The organism is Bradyrhizobium sp. LA2.1, assembly GCF_040547725.1.
Taxonomy (GTDB): Bacteria; Pseudomonadota; Alphaproteobacteria; order Rhizobiales; family Xanthobacteraceae; genus Bradyrhizobium; species Bradyrhizobium barranii.
Genome location: NZ_JBEPQI010000047.1, coordinates 19170 through 33713, shown reverse-complemented (window position 1 = coordinate 33713; position 14544 = coordinate 19170). Strand labels below are relative to the sequence as shown.

The following is a 14544-nucleotide window of genomic DNA, read 5'->3' as shown; positions in this document are numbered from 1 at the left end:
AGGGCGACAACTACAGATCTTGGTAGGCAATTGCCGGGACCAGGGCATTCGCTCCTGACGTCTTCAGCCTCAAGAGCCCATAACGCAACAGGCCCGCAAGGGGAGAAGGAAGGAAGAGCGTGCGCCGGGGGTTTGCTACTTCACCACGCCGATCTCGCGAAAATACTTCATCACGCCCGGATGGATCAGCTCCGGCTTCGGTGCTGCCGCGACCGTGTTCGACGCCGTGGTCTCGCAGGCCTGCGCGAGCTGCTTGCAGAACGCCGCCTCGGCGCCGTGCAGCGTCTTCGCGAGGCGATAGGCGACGTCATCGGGCAGGTCCTCGCGCGTGAGGACGAAACTCCACGAGCCGAGCGAGGCGATCGGCTCGGCCTGCTTCGGATAGGAGCCGCCCGGCACGAGCAGCGGCTTCAGGAACGCATGCTTGGCGCGGATGCGCGTGATCTCTTCAGCGGTCGGCGCAATGAAGCGCGCGCCTGACGCGCTCGAGGCCACCGCGGCAAAGCCGGGCCAGCCGATGCCGGCACCCCACAGCGCGGCAACGCGGCCGTCCTCGACCATCGCGGGGCCATCGCCGGCGCGGTCGAGATACATCGCCTTGAAATCCTCGTCCTGCTTGAGGCCGAGACCATCGAGCACGTAGCGCGCCAGGATCGGCAGGCCCGAGCCTTTGGCGCCGAACGCGACGGGCTTGCCGACGAGATCGCGAATGGTCTTGTACGGACTATCCGCCCGCACCACGAACATGCCGGGGTTGGAATAGATCGCGGTGAGGATCTTCAACCGCACAGGCGCGCGGCCGAGGCCGGCAAAGGCCTCGTAGGCCGGCTCGCCCGCGACCAGCGCGAGATCAAGCTCGCCCTTCTCCAGCAGCGGAATGTTCTCGTTGCTGCCCTTGGTGTTGCGGGGCGCGATGGTGATTTGCGGATCGGCCGCGTTCATCGCTTCCGCAAAGGCGTTGCCATAGAGCGGAAAGCCGCCGCCGGGCGTCGCGGTGCCCAGGCTGAGTGTCGTGGTCGGAATGGCGTTGCCTCCGGTTTGAGCAGCGGCGGGGCTTGCGAGTGGATTTGCGAGCAGCGCCGCGCCGAGAAGGATTGTGATTGCGAATCTCATGATGAGTCCCGGCCGCCCCGCGTCAACATCGACTTGCGGCGATGTAGGCAGCGGGCGGTTTTTGTGAAAGCATGCCGCCCAACGACAATAGAACAATGGGAGACGTCATGTTGCGAATTTTGCGTAACACTGTTTTTGGGCTGCTGTTCCTTTCAACTCTCCTCAACGCCTCCCCTCCCGCCTCCGCCGCCGGCTACCCCGACCGCCCCGTGCACTGGATGATCGGCTTCGCCGCCGGTGGCCCGGTCGACATCGTGGCGCGGATCATGGCGCAAGCGCTCTCGGATCGCCTCGGCCAGCAATTCATCGTCGAGAACCGCGCCGGCTCCGGCGGCAACATCGCGGCCGCCGCCGCGATCAACGCCGCCCCCGACGGCTATACGCTCTTGTTCGTCGCACCCAACAACGCGATCTCGACCTCGCTCTACAAGAAGCTGCCTTACGACTTCCTGCGCGACACCGTGCCGGTCGCGAGCATCATGCAGCTCACCAACATGCTGGTCGTCTCCAATGCGTTTCCCGCGAAGACGGTCCAGGAGTTCATCGACTACTGCAAGGCCAATCCCGGCAAGATCTCCTTTGCCTCGTCCGGCAACGGCACCTCGGTGCACATGTCGGCAGAGCTGTTCAAGGTGATGACCAAGTGCGACATGGTGCACGTGCCCTATCGCGGCTCGGCCATCGCCTTCCCCGACATCATCTCCAACAAGGTGCAGCTGATCTTCGACAACCTGCCCTCCGCGCTCGAGCAGTCGCGCGGCGGCACTGTCCGCGCCCTCGGCGTCACCTCGCCGCAGCGCTGGCCAACCGTGCCCGACGTGCCGGCGATCGCCGAGACCGTGCCGGGCTTCGAATCGGTCGGCTTCTACGGCATCTCCGCGCCGAAGGGCACGCCGCCCGAAGTGATCGAGATCCTCAACAAGGCCGTCGGCGAAGCCCTGAAGGACCCGAAGGTCATCGCGCGGCTGACCGAGAATGGCGGCATCCCGAAACCGATGACGCCCGCCGAATTCGGCAAGCTGGTCGCCGACGAGACCGAGAAGTGGAAGAAGGTGGTGGAGTTCGCGGGGGTATCGGTCGACTAGGGGCGGCCCTGCGCGGCGCCCGTAGCGCGCCGGCAAAGCATTCGGAGGGACCCGCAGGCCCCTCCGGAATCAAAATGTGCGAGAACAACCCCATGCACAGTAGAAAAGTCGCGTGATCACAATGGGTTACGGAAGTGAAAAAACGGGCCTCCGCGAGCCGGTTTGACTCGTCGGGCAAAACCGGAGCATAAGGGCATCGTCGCCAGTTTCGGTAATTCGAAAATCATCGGCAATGCTGCGCCAGGGGTTTCCATCCGCCGGAGCCAGCATTGCACCCCCGCCTCCATCCCTGTAAACGAACCGCGCACCGTTGCCGGCCGCGTGTTTCCGCGGCCGTCTCGCGGCGGGGCCTGTAGCTCAATGGTTAGAGCCGGCCGCTCATAACGGTCTGGTTGCAGGTTCGAGTCCTGCCGGGCCCACCAGCGAGCTATATCTGCTTTGATTTTGCACGAGATTTCGTCCGTTTTGTCTCAGTTGGCTTTTTCGTCCTCGGAACTGAGACACTTTCCCGATTTCGATACTCGTCCAGACGCGTGAATGCGTTCGCGACCATCTTTCGCTTTTGCGCTTCGCGGATATAGATCTCCGCAGTTTCCAATTTCGACCAACCAAACAACGCGCACATTTCGGCGGCCGTCGAGCCGTTCTCAGCCATGATGACCGCCGCAGATTTGCGCAAGCCGTGCGATGAGCACTGAGGAAGGCCGGCGGCATTACACCAGTCACGCATCTTGTTACCAAGGCCGTTGATCGTGAAAGCTCGACCGAGGTCGTTCACCAAGTAGGTTAGATCGCCCGTCTGCGTTGCAGCGATCGCGGCCGCCAGGTCACGCGTGATAGGGCACTCGATAGTTTTCCGCGACTTCTTGTTGCGGTTTTTCCAGGCGACGAACTTAAGCCAACCTTCCGCCTCATGCTGTCGACCGATGCGAGCAGCGTCAGAGATCCTCGCACCGACGTTAAGCATCAGTTCGAGGGCCAGACGCGCCTTGGTCCCGATCGGGTGATGGGCCCGGTAAATGTCGACTTCGGCGGGAGTCCAGGTGTGCCACCCGATCGAATCGGAGTTGATTTTCTCAACGCCGATCGCCGGATTCTGCTGAGCGTGTTTCTTGTTGATTGCCCACTTGAACATCACGCGCAGATATTTCACCAACTTGTCGGCCGCGCCCGGCGTCGAAGCCCGCTTGTCCCGGCTGGCCTCGACATCTTCTTTGCGCATTGAGCCATAGGGAAGTTCACCGGCCGTCTCGCAATAGCGGCTCAATACGCTGCGCTTGTCCGCCCTCGTCAATTCGTCATAGCGCTCGAATACGGGAGAACGAAAATATTGATCTACAAGCCAATTGAACGTTTTTTCGCGCGGCAGCTTGGGCGTGGGCTCAAAACCATCGAGCTGGGCCAGGGCAGCGAAATACGCCTTCATAAACCCCGCGGTGATGTTGCCGTCATTGCCTTCGAACGGCTCGCGGATGCGAATTTTAGGCCGCCCAGGCTTGCGAACATAATATCGCGGATTCCCATTCGGATCCGGATCGAATACGCAATATTTCAACCGAGTTTTGATCATGCGACGACCCGATCGAACGGGTTGCTTCTTACGGATGCCTCGCCGTCGCGAAGTGCGATCCAATGATCGCGCACTTCCTCCGCGTCCCAAAGCACCACGCCTCCGATCTTCCGTCCTTTCGGCATCCGACCATCGTTCACCCAATCATCGAATAACGTGGGTGAAATCGCCAATGACGCAGCCGCCTCATCGCGCCGCAATGCAAAGCGGGGCAACGAAAACTCCCGAAGCGAGACCCTCCCCATCACGGCGCAGCCTTAAACAACGTTTCGATGCCATCGATGAGCTTCCGCACATCAACAAGCGACAGCGTGGTCGAATCTAACGATTTTATATCTTCAGATTCCGGATCAAACTTGTTGGTGTTTATGCCGCGCTGGAGGTTCCCAGCTGGGAAAACAAACCAACGCCGCCAAGCATCCAGCCGCCGCCTCTTTGCGTCCTGAACGAATGCTCGAGTAAACGCGAGTGCGCTCGACGGAGAAGCACCACCGCGAACGAGGCAAGCGATCATCCCCAACTCGAACGCGTTATTTCTCGAGAACATACGAGGGCGCCCTCGCTCGGGCTGATGATAATCGGTCTCCAAGTCCAATCGGGACACCCAATTTTCAAGGTCGCGACTGGTCGCAGGAATGACGGAAATCAGATCAGCCGCGGTTCTCATGGTGCCCTCACTGAGGTCACCATACTCTTTTTGAAAGCTCCGTCAATAGGGGCACCAGTATCGGCCTACCATGCCGAAGCCGGTCGTTTCATTCGTCGCAATGCACGAAGGTCGCCGGTGATCAGCCAGTCGAGGCTGATGTCATATTTGATGGCCAAGTTAAGTATCGCACTGCCCTCAGCTAAGATCTCACAACTCCAGTCGCCGACCGTTTCAGCCTGAGACACTGCTTCAAGGGCTCGATCGATTTCTTCCTGGACAATGTCGCGTTCGTTGCCAATCAGCAGAATGCGAGCCCGAACTGCGCTCGGTTCGCTAGCGGCTGCGAGAAAAGGCCCGAGAAATTCGGCACGTGTCGGCGTTTGTGTCATAGGTTTGCCCACCACAGCCGGTGTCAGACCGGCAGCCGGGAGTTGATAACCCGCTAGTGAGACGGGCCGGCGGCATTTAAGGGTTTCCCCTCTGGACATAGCGCACCGCTCCCGGCCATATCTGTCCGGTGGACGCACGCGCCAACGTGCTGCCAGCACCATTCGAAGCCCGCCAAGGCTTCCTTTCGCGCCGACGGCCCCCCGCGCCAACCGAGATGACCGTCTCACTAGTCCGGGTTATCAAGCCCACGGACAGACTCCCTGATTTGCAACGGATTGCCAAGCCCGTTCGGATACCCCTCTCGCGCGCGCACAAGTTGCTCTAACGTTCCTTGTCGCCTAACAATCACGGAAAACCCGACCTGTATTGGATTGTCCACGTGCGCAACTTCTATTTGAAGAGCCTAGACGCGGTTCTGCAGGGGTTACGCAATGCGCGCGGCCCTGCGAGAATCTATCGTCGCAAGTTCATCACCGTCGCTAAGAGAATGAAGCGGCGTGAGCGACGGCGGTTCATCGTTCTAGCGCGCCGATTGCAGCAAGCATACAACCGGCGGACTTTTCAGTTCGCACTTACCTCAAGGCCCATTCTTTTAAAGGTGAAGCGTTTGCTTCTAACTGTCTACGCGACGTTATTTTCAGTCTTGCTTACATTTCTCTTTTTGTTGTCCGCGACGCAAACAAGTGGCTGGAAGGCAAGCGAAGTGAACTTGACTGCGGCCCAAATCATAGGAGCCGCATTAGCGTTGGTTCTGTCGCTGTCTATCATTCCCGCACAGAGAGCAGCCGAATTATTTTCCATGGCGATCTTAAAGCTCTATGCAAAGGATGGTTCGTTGCTGGGGGCTTTCTTCGTCCTCGTTGCCACCACGATGGTCTCACTTCTGCTGGGAAGCAACTGGCTCGCTGACTTTGATCCGCGCGGTCCGATTGGCATTCAATTTTTACTGATGGGCATTTCTTTTGATGCGCTCCGATGGTTCTACGTGCGAACTCTCGATCTACTAGTGCCACAAAGCGCCATCCAATTGGTAATTCGCGAATGCAACGCGCAAATCGTGGAAGCGACCGCAACAGCCGACCGTCTGCTGAGAATTGACGACGCAGCGAAAGACCACGATCACGATTTTATTCGGGCCAAGGTAATAACCGCATCAGGCGTGCCCCGAGTGCTCAAATACTGGACGGCGCAACTAGAGGAGTTCGCTCATCGCTTCATCGCGCGCAAAGACACTTCGGTGGTCGACGGCATCACTGAGGGATTGGTGAACATCGGCGCGCGGTACATCGAAGGTAGAAAGGATAGTGTAATTCTACATCTCGACGCGAGCAATCCATTTGCTGGCCGCCTAAGCGACATCGAAGATGTTTTGAATCCGATTTACGAAAGCATGCAACTAATCATCAGGGCTGCGATCGGTTCCGCAAACGAACGTATTGTTCGCAACGCAGTAGCGCAGCAAGGGACACTTGCTCTGTTGGCCGTCGGCGTCACTAGTGCAGGTGCCTCAGGCGTGCAAGCTGCCCCACTGGCGTTCGCCGCAGCTTACTTTTTGGACAGGAGTGTGAGAGACGCCGAATCGGCTTCGATGATCGATGCGGTCCTCGTAGGAATCCGAAGCCTAGAAGCATTGTTAATGGCTCGAAAACCCGACGTCCTAACAAATGAAATGGAATCCCAAGTACGTGAATCCCTTTTTGAATTGGCGCGCGCGAGCTTTCGGCGGGCTGAGAGCCACATCGTTCCGTACCGCGCCGTAACTGGAATGCTCACATGTGCTGCTTATGAAATCGAAAATCGAGAGTTTTCCGAGACCGACTTCGGCGAGTTACTTGAACGAATATCGCAGTTGCTTCCATATGAGCTGCGAGCGGACTCTTCAAATCAACGTCGTTTGATGGTGTTTCCACCATATTCGATGAGCTATGAGCATAGCATCCCCATGCTTCTACAGAGGGTGGCCTCGAAGGTCACCGTAGACAACGAGCGGGAATGGATCGATCCATTCACTGATTTTCTTGAGGCTTCTGCGGGAGTAAGGAATCACTATCGCCAGATAAGCGGAATGGCCTTTCCTGATGCATTACTCAGAAAATGGATAGTCGATTCCCTCTTAGCTTGTGTGCAGGTTCACTTGCATTTGCTCAAAAGTCCAGTTGAAGGAACAGAGACTTTCCTGCGTCCGGTGGAAAGCAGCGCTAAACATCTTATCTCCTGGACGCCTGCCTTCTTCTCAAGCTCTCCGTCGAAATTTGCTGCAAATGATGCTGCAAACGGTCTCGCTGTAATAGGAATTCGTGCGCTCGAAGAAAGCTGGGTTGAGATTGCGCGTGCTTGCGGTAAAGCTCTCGCTGCGCTTGCCGGAAACAGTGCGGGTGTGAAACCTGAGCCATATGCCTTGGCCGACTTGCAAGAACGATTGGAAATTCTGGCGAGGGCGGCTGACACCCTCGGCAGTAACGCCCTCGCTTCTGAGTTTCGTGCGATGATAGTCCGGCCATCGAACATACCCGATACCGACTGGCCATCCTTCCTCAGTGCAAGGACCACACGATTCGAGCAGCTTGATGAGAGCCTAGAAAAGGCGGGGCGCCGGTCCCCTCGCGGCGACGATCCCATTGAGGAACTGAATAGTCTGATCGTACGGAAAAAGGTCCGAAACGCGATTAACGGCACATAGTTAGCCACCAGGAGCGTGCCCGAACTAGCTGCCCTAATCCTATGCACCGCGAAACGATCGCGAGGCACCAGGCGCCATCGCGTTTTCACGGTCCGACGTCAAACGCTATGCAGCTCATGGTGCCGAGAGCCGCCCGTCGCTTCCGAACTATCCAGCGCCGGCGATTTCTTGTTGCAATTGGCGCACGGCATGAGAATGACGCGATCGAAGCTGCGCGACAAAAAAAGCAAAAGCCTGCTGAAGGCGGGCTGTTCCAATTCGTCAATGGAGAATCCGTCCATGGATATTATGGCTACCATTTCGCTGGCATCAAAATCGATCGAGATCGCCAAAGCCATTCGCGACATCGATCTAAAAGTCGGCCAGGCCGACCTAAAAGGAAAAGCAGCGGACCTGATATCTGCTCTTGCTGACGTAAAAATCAGTCTTGTCGAGGCAAATGACCAACTACATGCGGCAGAAAAGGAAATTGAACGACTGAAAGAAACGCTTCGGCGGAAAGATCAGCTCGTGGAGTCGAGGGGATTCCTTTATCGATCCAGGACGGACGGATCTCCGCAAGGAAATCCCGCTTGCCCGGTCTGCCTTGAGAAGGAAGCTCGCATCTTTTTTACAACTCCCACTCACGATTCTGGTCGGCCCCTGCAATGTCCGAACTGTCGCGCAAAATACTTCGACGCGACCGAATATCTGTACGAGGGTGACAATTAACGGAATTTCGGGCCCGTCATGACTTATCGACGCCTCCAGCTCAGCTTCGCTTTGGCGAAACATCCTTCATTGCGCCGCCTCGGCGAGAATGGCCCAATTTTACCTTCGGACCTGCATTGCCAGCACCAGCATTGAGCGGATTTTTTATTCGCGAATAGCGAAACGCCTTGCCAATATCGGCAAACTCCCCGCTGGCTCGAGCAACCAGCCCGCGTTCGTGAAGTCGCTTGAGAGCCTTCGATAGCGCCACTCGATTGGCGGGTGTCGCTCGTCGATCGAGAGTATCAAGAATCTCTCCCGGCATCGCCCATACGCGTCGGCCGTCCTCGAAAGCCGGGAAGAGCGCGAGCGCAATCAAAATATCGCGCTGAAGAGATGAAAGACCTTTGCCCATAGAATCCTCTATTGGCTAACAATATCCCCTAAGAGAACATTGTTAGCCGTTAGCGCATCAGGTTTGTCAGCCGACCACTCACAGAAACGCCGAGAGCCAAAGATAACCCGAAATTTGGTAGCCTATCGACGCTACTCGCGCCGGCATCGGGAAACAGGGGCGACTCTTCCTTCCGAGAGAAGGTCGCCCCCGCTGGGCCAGCCTTGCATCCTTGAACCCTGCTACGTCATCGGGGCGGGCAGGATGCTTTTCGTTGTTCGCCGGGCTGCGGCAGCGTCAATGTCCTGCCCCGAATTGGGGATTAAACCCCGGCGCCGGCCGGAAACGCGCCGTGCACGAAAGCTGCCGGCCGCTTCACTGCCATCGCGAGCCGCTCCTCGGCGCGAACCGTGAGCATATTCTTGATGAAGTTGTCGCGATCTTCCGAGCTGACGAGCACCTCAGCGTCCAGACGATCGAAGATCTGCGCGCCGTCCAGGAAGGCACCGACCAAGAATTCGCCGGCGGCCATCGCCGGCGTTCCGACAGCCGGCCGCCCCCAAATCGTCGTGATCGGCGGTCCGAAAGGGCCGCCACCGATGTAACGATCATCGCCGTCCTTGATGATCTTCAGCGACTCAAGGTCATTGTTGTTCATCACGATGCCGGTAGCCGGCAGCAGCGCCACTTCGCTTTGCGCGATCGCATGAGCGAGCGTGTCGAATGCCGTGTCGCCCGTACCGTTGCGGCCGGTCTCGTAAGCAGTCGCTTGAGGGATGATGCCGTAAATGTGCTGGCCGGCGCCGCTTCCGAGGAGCAGCTCCTCCTCCTCCTTGACGCTGAGGCCGTAGCGCAGCTCGCCATCGATCGTCGATTGCAGCATCGGCGCGTCATCCATCGCCTGGCGAGACACAGGCACCCAATGCGCGATCGTGCGCACCGGCGCGTCAGCTTCGGTCCAGGCCAGCCCTGATTCGGGCTTTTGGGCGCCCTCGGTAACCACTGCCGCATTGTTCGTGCGGGTGGTCTGCCGGACATAGTTGACGTTGTTGCTGTTCGTGGTGCCTGGCGCGATCAAGCCGCGGATGGTCAACCGGCGCTTTGGCAAGCCAACGATCTCGCCGCGCCGGTCGGGCGCGATCATCCCGCCGGCGGACGTGCTGGCGGAGGTGATGGCCTGCACAACTGCAGAGATATTCCCGCGGCCGGCCGAGCCGCCGAAACTTTTGAAGGCCTCGGAACGTATGAAGATCTCGCCAGGCGACTCATTCGAGCCGCCGCCAAAACGGCCGCCGCGAGCTCCATCGGCCAAAAGCTGCTCGATATCGCGATTGCGGGTTTCGAGATCCTCGAGCCGCCGCGAAGCCGCGTCAACGCGGCCGCTCACATCGCCGGTGATCCGGTCGAGTTGCGTGCGGAGCTCGCCGAGCACGCGCTGAACGGGGTCGGCCTCATTCCTCGGAAAGCCGACCACTGATCGTGGCTTGTTGACTGCAAGTGCGGTAATGGCAGCGTGCGGCATTGCGCGCCGAGAGTTCATGCGAATGGTAGTCATGATGCGCTCCTTTCGAGCGGGATTGATGATCTCGCGTTGAGACAGGCTTGCGCTCGCCTCGAGCGAGGTGATTTCGTTTGGGGAGAAAGTGATCCGGGATTGGTTACCGCGGTCCCAGCGCCTGGCATGGGCTTCGACAGCGTCGCGCGTGTCGGGTCTCAACCGCCGACTCGAAACGAGCGGCGGTTGAGACGCGAGCAAGCTCGATTATTTTTCCAAACGCTGTCAATTGAAATTTTGGCGTAGCTGCGCATCGGCTGTTAGCACCTCGCGCTCGAAGGCGTCGGCAGCGTCGCGCAGGCGACAAACCACGGCCTCGCTGCCTTCCGATCGGGCTGCACGCACCAGCGCGGCCGCCAACATCGATTGCTCGGCCATCTCGGCCGGCACGCCAACAGCGACCAGGTCGTCGACGTGGCGATGCCAAACGCGAGCCAAATTCTGCTCAACGGTGGATGGATTGGTTGCAAGCATGCGGACGACAGTGCGGTTCGCGTTTTCAGGCTTCGACATCGGGAGTTTCTCCGGTTGAGGGTGAGAGGCTTCGTTTGACCGCGCCACGCGATGCCCAATTCAGGCGCGACCAATCCGATCTTTGCGCTTTCGCCTGAGCGATGCGGCAGGGGTCACTGCAGAACCGCTGCGGCCGGCCGCGGCGCCGAACAACTTCGAACGGCTTTCCGCAGACATCGCAGGAAGTCGACTGCGCGAGCGGCAGCGAGAGCTGCGGGAATTTAATCGTTCGATCGAGAGCCTTAGTTGCAGTCGACGTCCGGGCGTCGCCCCTAAGGCATTGATCTGACTCACAGCTTTTTTGAGCGGTCACGGTGTTGGTCCATTGGAGGTCCGAAAATTCGGTTTGGGCAGGAAAAAAACCCGCGAATGGGAGAGAGGCCGGTCTCGTCGCCGATGCTCTGGCGACTTTTGACCCGCCCTCCCCTTCATGGCGGCGGCCGCACCAGGCGCGCCGATGCGACGGCGGACGCGAGCAACGCGTCATTGAGCTGATTGCGACGCTGCAGCGTAGTGAGCCTTGCGCGCTCCCCATCGCTCATTTCGCCAAGCATCAGCCATCCGTCAGATCCAATACGTTGAGCTATGCGATTTTGGATGACCTCGGTCGCCTCTTGCTCCCCTTGGAAAGCCCTAAGCCGTTCCGCAGCGGAAGCGCTGATGTTTGAGCGTGAAGGTTCTATTGGTGGTTCTATTGAAGGTTTAGGCCGCATAGCTGTGCGGCCTGGTTTTCGGGCTGGGTGCGGCCTGGCCGGGCCGCATTCGTCACCATCGCTAGGCGCGACCGGGACGTTTGCCACAGCCCCGCCGGCCGCCTCCGACCAGGCCGCATTTTGCGGCCTGGCTGAACGGCCGGGTTCGACGGCCAAATTCGGTTCTGGCTGTTCCGATGAAGCACCACTAGAAACACGCTTCCCCTCCTTATCGGTCATGCTCAGTCGATAGACGAACGTCTGCCACTGCCCCCGACGCTTTGGCGGCCTTGTGATCGCTAAAAAGCCGTCGCTGATCAGTTTGCGCGTCTGCCGCTGGACGGTATCGAGCGACATTCCCGTGTCGTCAGCGAGCCGTCCCTGGGACGGCCAGCAGATGCCGTCAGCGTCCGCGTAGTTCGCTAGAACCAGCAGGAGAAGCTTCCGCGCCGGCGGGCCAACTTTCTGACGTACGGCCCATGCCGTGGCTTCCCAGCTCATGACTGCTCGCCCTCGCGCTCTGCGCGACAGACCGGCTCCAGCAATTCAGATAGGAAGCGCGTGCGGACGGTCCCGCGCGTTGCCCGCCAAACAGCACGCAGCGTCCGCAACTCGTCAGCTGCGCCACTAGCTCTCAGCATCCCCTCCCGGATGCGCTGGCGCACGGCCGGATCGGCCATCCGCGCTTTGGTCGCCTCGCTGATTTTGGCGCGCTCCGCAGGATCGCTCAGCTGCGCTCGCCTGGTCGCCGCTATTTTGGTGTTGGTTTCTTGGTTATGCTTCCAGCCGCCCGATCTCACGACGGCCTCCGCAACGCTTCGATCGGTGAGACCGGTTGCTGAGACACATATTGGAAAGCATCGAGACTTTGCGATGTCTCAGGCCGTCGTAAGTATTTGAAAAGCTTGAACTGGGTCAGGCCTGCCGGGCCCACCAGCCCTTCGCTCGCTTTGTCGCGCCAAATTGGGTCCGATTCGATTCCAGGGCTTCGCGTTCGGGCCAATACCGACCGTGAGTTCACTTTCGCTGACTACCATGCCGACGAACCTGGGGCATCACAGGGAGGTCGCGCGCTAATCGCGGATCACTTCGATGGCCGAGCGCTGGGGCCCTGGTTCAACAAGCTGCGCCGAGCAAGGATCGCTGAATTTGGCGGCGTGCCGTTCGCAAGTAGAGTAAAATCGTCAAGGCGAGCGGCAAACATCAGGCGTTAGAGCCCTGTGCGTGAGTGGGTTCGAGAGTTCCGCGAGTATGTGCGAGCCTACCGGGCCTATGTCTCGGCCAACCTTTTGTGGGTCAGAGCGACGCATCGCAGTTCACTAGTCTAGGAGCGGGCTTGTAAACAAGGAGGCCGAACATGACTGCAATCTCCTCTTCACCCACCCGGCGCAGCCTCCTCGCAGGGTCAGTCGCAACTGGTGCCGTCAGCTTGCTTCCAATACATTTCGTCGCCGCACGCCCGCAATCGAAGCAAGGAGGGTCCCCGTTTGGTACGACCAAAGCCGACGCAATTCTTCCCTTCCGCGTCAATGTCCGGGGTGAAGACCTCGCTAATCTCCGCCGGCGCCTCGCGTCCACGCGCTGGCCCACCAAAGAGCTCGTTGAGGATCGGTCGCAGGGTGTGCAGCTGGCGACGCTGCGGGCGCTCGCCCGCTACTGGTCGACTGAGTACGACTGGCGCAAGTGCGAGGCACGGCTGAACGCGTTGCCACAGTTCACGACCGTGATCGACGGGGTGAAGATCCATTTCATCCACGTCAAGTCCCGGCATGAGAACGCGCTGCCGCTGATCATGACGCACGGCTGGCCTGGCTCGGTCATCGAACTCCTCGATACCGTCGGTCCCCTGACTGACCCGACCAAGTATGGTGGCACTCCCGACGATGCATTCCACCTGGTGCTGCCGTCCTTGCCAGGCTACGGCTTCTCGGGTGAGCCGACCGAACTCGGATGGGACGCCGCGCGCATCGCGCGTGCGTGGGCGGGGCTAATGGATCGCCTCGGCTACACGCGCTACGTCGCCCAGGGTGGCGACGTAGGAGCGGCAGTAACGGATGCGATGGGGCGCCAGGCACCCAAGGGACTTCTCGGCATCCACGTCAACTTGCTCGCGGGTGTGGCGGCAATGTCCGACAAGCTGCCCGCAGAATCCGAGAAGGAACGCGCGGCGCAGAAGGCGGCCGCGACGTTTAGGGCGAGTGGCTTTGGCTACTTCCTAGAGCAGTCGACGCGGCCACAGACGATCGGCTACTCCCTGCTGAATTCACCCCTCGGGCTCGCGAGCTGGATGCTCGACCATGACACGGACAGCTACTACAAGATTTCCCAAGCGTTCGTGGAGGGTAAGCCCGCGGGCAATCTCACCCGGGACAGCATCCTCGACAACATCACGCTGTACTGGCTGACGGGCACTGGGGCCTCGGCCGCACGGTGGTACTGGGAGGCCGGACAGGCCGCAGCCCGTGCGGCCGGCAAGTCTCCTCCTGCGGTCGCGGTTCCCGTGGGATTTTCGACGTTCCCCGGCGAAATCTTTGCTGCGCCCCGAAGTTGGGTCGAGATTATGTACCCCGGCCTCGCCTACTTCAGCGAGGTCGAACGTGGCGGACATTTCGCCGCCTGGGAGGAGCCGAAGCTGTTTTCAGATGAGGTACGCGCAGCCTTCAGATCATTGCGCAAATAACGGACCAGAGGCTCGACGGCTCGGGGTATTGCGACGAGACGCCAGCGCCCGGTCGAACCCGGATGGTGCGTGCGAACAGCTTTGGTGCCATTCCGACTTGCGTCGCAAACCGGCGCTGGAATTGACTGGCGCTAAGGCCGGATTTTGCAACACAGTCCTTGATCCGCGCGCGGCCGCCGGCGGCGACCATCATCCGGGACGAGAGGCCGATCGCGCAGTCCTGCGTGCCGCTTTCGAGCATCGACCCGACCCAGCGCTCGACAATGTCGACGCGCTGAGCAAAATCACTTGCCATCCGCACCGCATCGCCAAGCGCCTCGGCGGATTTGCCTAGTCTAGCGGGCAACATGTTCGCTACTGCGGCGGGTGTGGGCGGACGCAGCTGCGCTCTTGGATCGATGCGGTGTTCATCTGCATCGACTGCGTGAAGCAAGGTCGTCGACTTCCAGAGAACGGTCCGGTGCCCCGAGCGGCAAATCAATTTTGCCGGGGGGCCCGGGCAGGCGATCTTCGCCAGCGCATCGATCAGCAAT

The 14544-nt window shown here is 59.7% G+C and carries 15 protein-coding genes and 1 tRNA gene; 5 read left to right on the top strand and 11 right to left on the bottom strand.

All coding sequences use genetic code 11. From position 1 onward, the window contains the following. Positions 1-135: 135 nt before the first annotated feature. The gene (locus ABIB95_RS45335; protein ID WP_354248951.1) at positions 136-1113 is read right to left on the bottom strand and encodes a TAXI family TRAP transporter solute-binding subunit; all 978 of its coding nucleotides are present in this window, start codon (positions 1111-1113) and stop codon (positions 136-138) included. A gap of 107 nt (positions 1114-1220) precedes the next feature. Here ABIB95_RS45335 and ABIB95_RS45330 point away from each other — a divergent pair, with 107 nt between their 5' ends. Next, positions 1221-2198 carry a Bug family tripartite tricarboxylate transporter substrate binding protein gene (locus ABIB95_RS45330; RefSeq protein WP_282524860.1) on the top strand — a complete coding sequence of 326 codons (978 nt, stop codon included), beginning with the start codon at positions 1221-1223 and terminating at the stop codon, positions 2196-2198. Between the two features lie 346 nt (positions 2199-2544). Then, a tRNA-Ile gene (locus tag ABIB95_RS45325) sits at positions 2545-2620 on the top strand. Between the two features lie 5 nt (positions 2621-2625). On the opposite strand, the gene ABIB95_RS45320 is transcribed toward ABIB95_RS45325, so the two are convergent. From ABIB95_RS45320 to ABIB95_RS45305, 4 genes are all read right to left on the bottom strand, one after another. Continuing rightward, the gene (locus ABIB95_RS45320) at positions 2626-3768 is read right to left on the bottom strand and encodes a tyrosine-type recombinase/integrase (RefSeq protein WP_354248950.1); all 1143 of its coding nucleotides are present in this window, start codon (positions 3766-3768) and stop codon (positions 2626-2628) included. Then, complete coding sequence (locus ABIB95_RS45315) at positions 3765-3983, bottom strand: helix-turn-helix transcriptional regulator (protein ID WP_354248949.1); 219 nt, start codon at positions 3981-3983, stop codon at positions 3765-3767. The genes ABIB95_RS45320 and ABIB95_RS45315 overlap by 4 nt, the downstream gene beginning before the upstream one ends. A 29-nt stretch (positions 3984-4012) precedes the next feature. Further along, on the bottom strand, positions 4013-4435 hold the full coding sequence (locus ABIB95_RS45310) for a hypothetical protein (RefSeq protein WP_354248948.1): 423 nt from the start codon (positions 4433-4435) through the stop codon (positions 4013-4015). A gap of 65 nt (positions 4436-4500) precedes the next feature. Beyond that, entirely contained in the window at positions 4501-4806 is a 306-nt protein-coding gene (locus ABIB95_RS45305) for a hypothetical protein (protein WP_354248947.1), read from the bottom strand. A 380-nt stretch (positions 4807-5186) separates the two neighbouring features. On the opposite strand from ABIB95_RS45305, the gene ABIB95_RS45300 reads away from it, so the two are divergent. Together ABIB95_RS45300 and ABIB95_RS45295 are read left to right on the top strand one after the other, a co-directional pair. After that, positions 5187-7487, top strand: coding sequence for a hypothetical protein (locus ABIB95_RS45300; RefSeq protein ID WP_354248946.1), 2301 nt, complete (start codon positions 5187-5189; stop codon positions 7485-7487). 171 nt (positions 7488-7658) lie between these two features. Further along, entirely contained in the window at positions 7659-8198 is a 540-nt protein-coding gene (locus ABIB95_RS45295) for a hypothetical protein (protein ID WP_354248945.1), read from the top strand. Positions 8199-8238: 40 nt separating this feature from the next. On the opposite strand, the gene ABIB95_RS45290 is transcribed toward ABIB95_RS45295, so the two are convergent. From ABIB95_RS45290 to ABIB95_RS45270, 5 genes are all read right to left on the bottom strand, one after another. Next, complete coding sequence (locus ABIB95_RS45290) at positions 8239-8592, bottom strand: hypothetical protein (protein ID WP_354248944.1); 354 nt, start codon at positions 8590-8592, stop codon at positions 8239-8241. A gap of 301 nt (positions 8593-8893) precedes the next feature. After that, on the bottom strand, positions 8894-10126 hold the full coding sequence (locus tag ABIB95_RS45285) for a phage major capsid protein (RefSeq protein WP_354248943.1): 1233 nt from the start codon (positions 10124-10126) through the stop codon (positions 8894-8896). Between the two features lie 225 nt (positions 10127-10351). Next, positions 10352-10639 carry a hypothetical protein gene (locus ABIB95_RS45280; protein ID WP_354248942.1) on the bottom strand — a complete coding sequence of 96 codons (288 nt, stop codon included), beginning with the start codon at positions 10637-10639 and terminating at the stop codon, positions 10352-10354. Between the two features lie 428 nt (positions 10640-11067). Next, positions 11068-11832 carry a helix-turn-helix domain-containing protein gene (locus ABIB95_RS45275; protein ID WP_354248941.1) on the bottom strand — a complete coding sequence of 255 codons (765 nt, stop codon included), beginning with the start codon at positions 11830-11832 and terminating at the stop codon, positions 11068-11070. Continuing rightward, on the bottom strand, positions 11829-12131 hold the full coding sequence (locus ABIB95_RS45270; protein WP_354248940.1) for a hypothetical protein: 303 nt from the start codon (positions 12129-12131) through the stop codon (positions 11829-11831). The genes ABIB95_RS45275 and ABIB95_RS45270 overlap by 4 nt, the downstream gene beginning before the upstream one ends. A 557-nt stretch (positions 12132-12688) precedes the next feature. Here ABIB95_RS45270 and ABIB95_RS45265 point away from each other — a divergent pair. After that, positions 12689-14011 (top strand): epoxide hydrolase family protein, encoded by a 1323-nt coding sequence (locus ABIB95_RS45265; protein WP_354248939.1) that lies wholly within the window; start codon positions 12689-12691, stop codon positions 14009-14011. Here the strand turns inward: ABIB95_RS45265 and ABIB95_RS45260 are convergent. Beyond that, complete coding sequence (locus tag ABIB95_RS45260) at positions 13992-14543, bottom strand: hypothetical protein (protein WP_354248938.1); 552 nt, start codon at positions 14541-14543, stop codon at positions 13992-13994. The two genes, ABIB95_RS45265 and ABIB95_RS45260, sit on opposite strands and share 20 nt — an antisense overlap. Position 14544 lies beyond the last annotated feature (1 nt).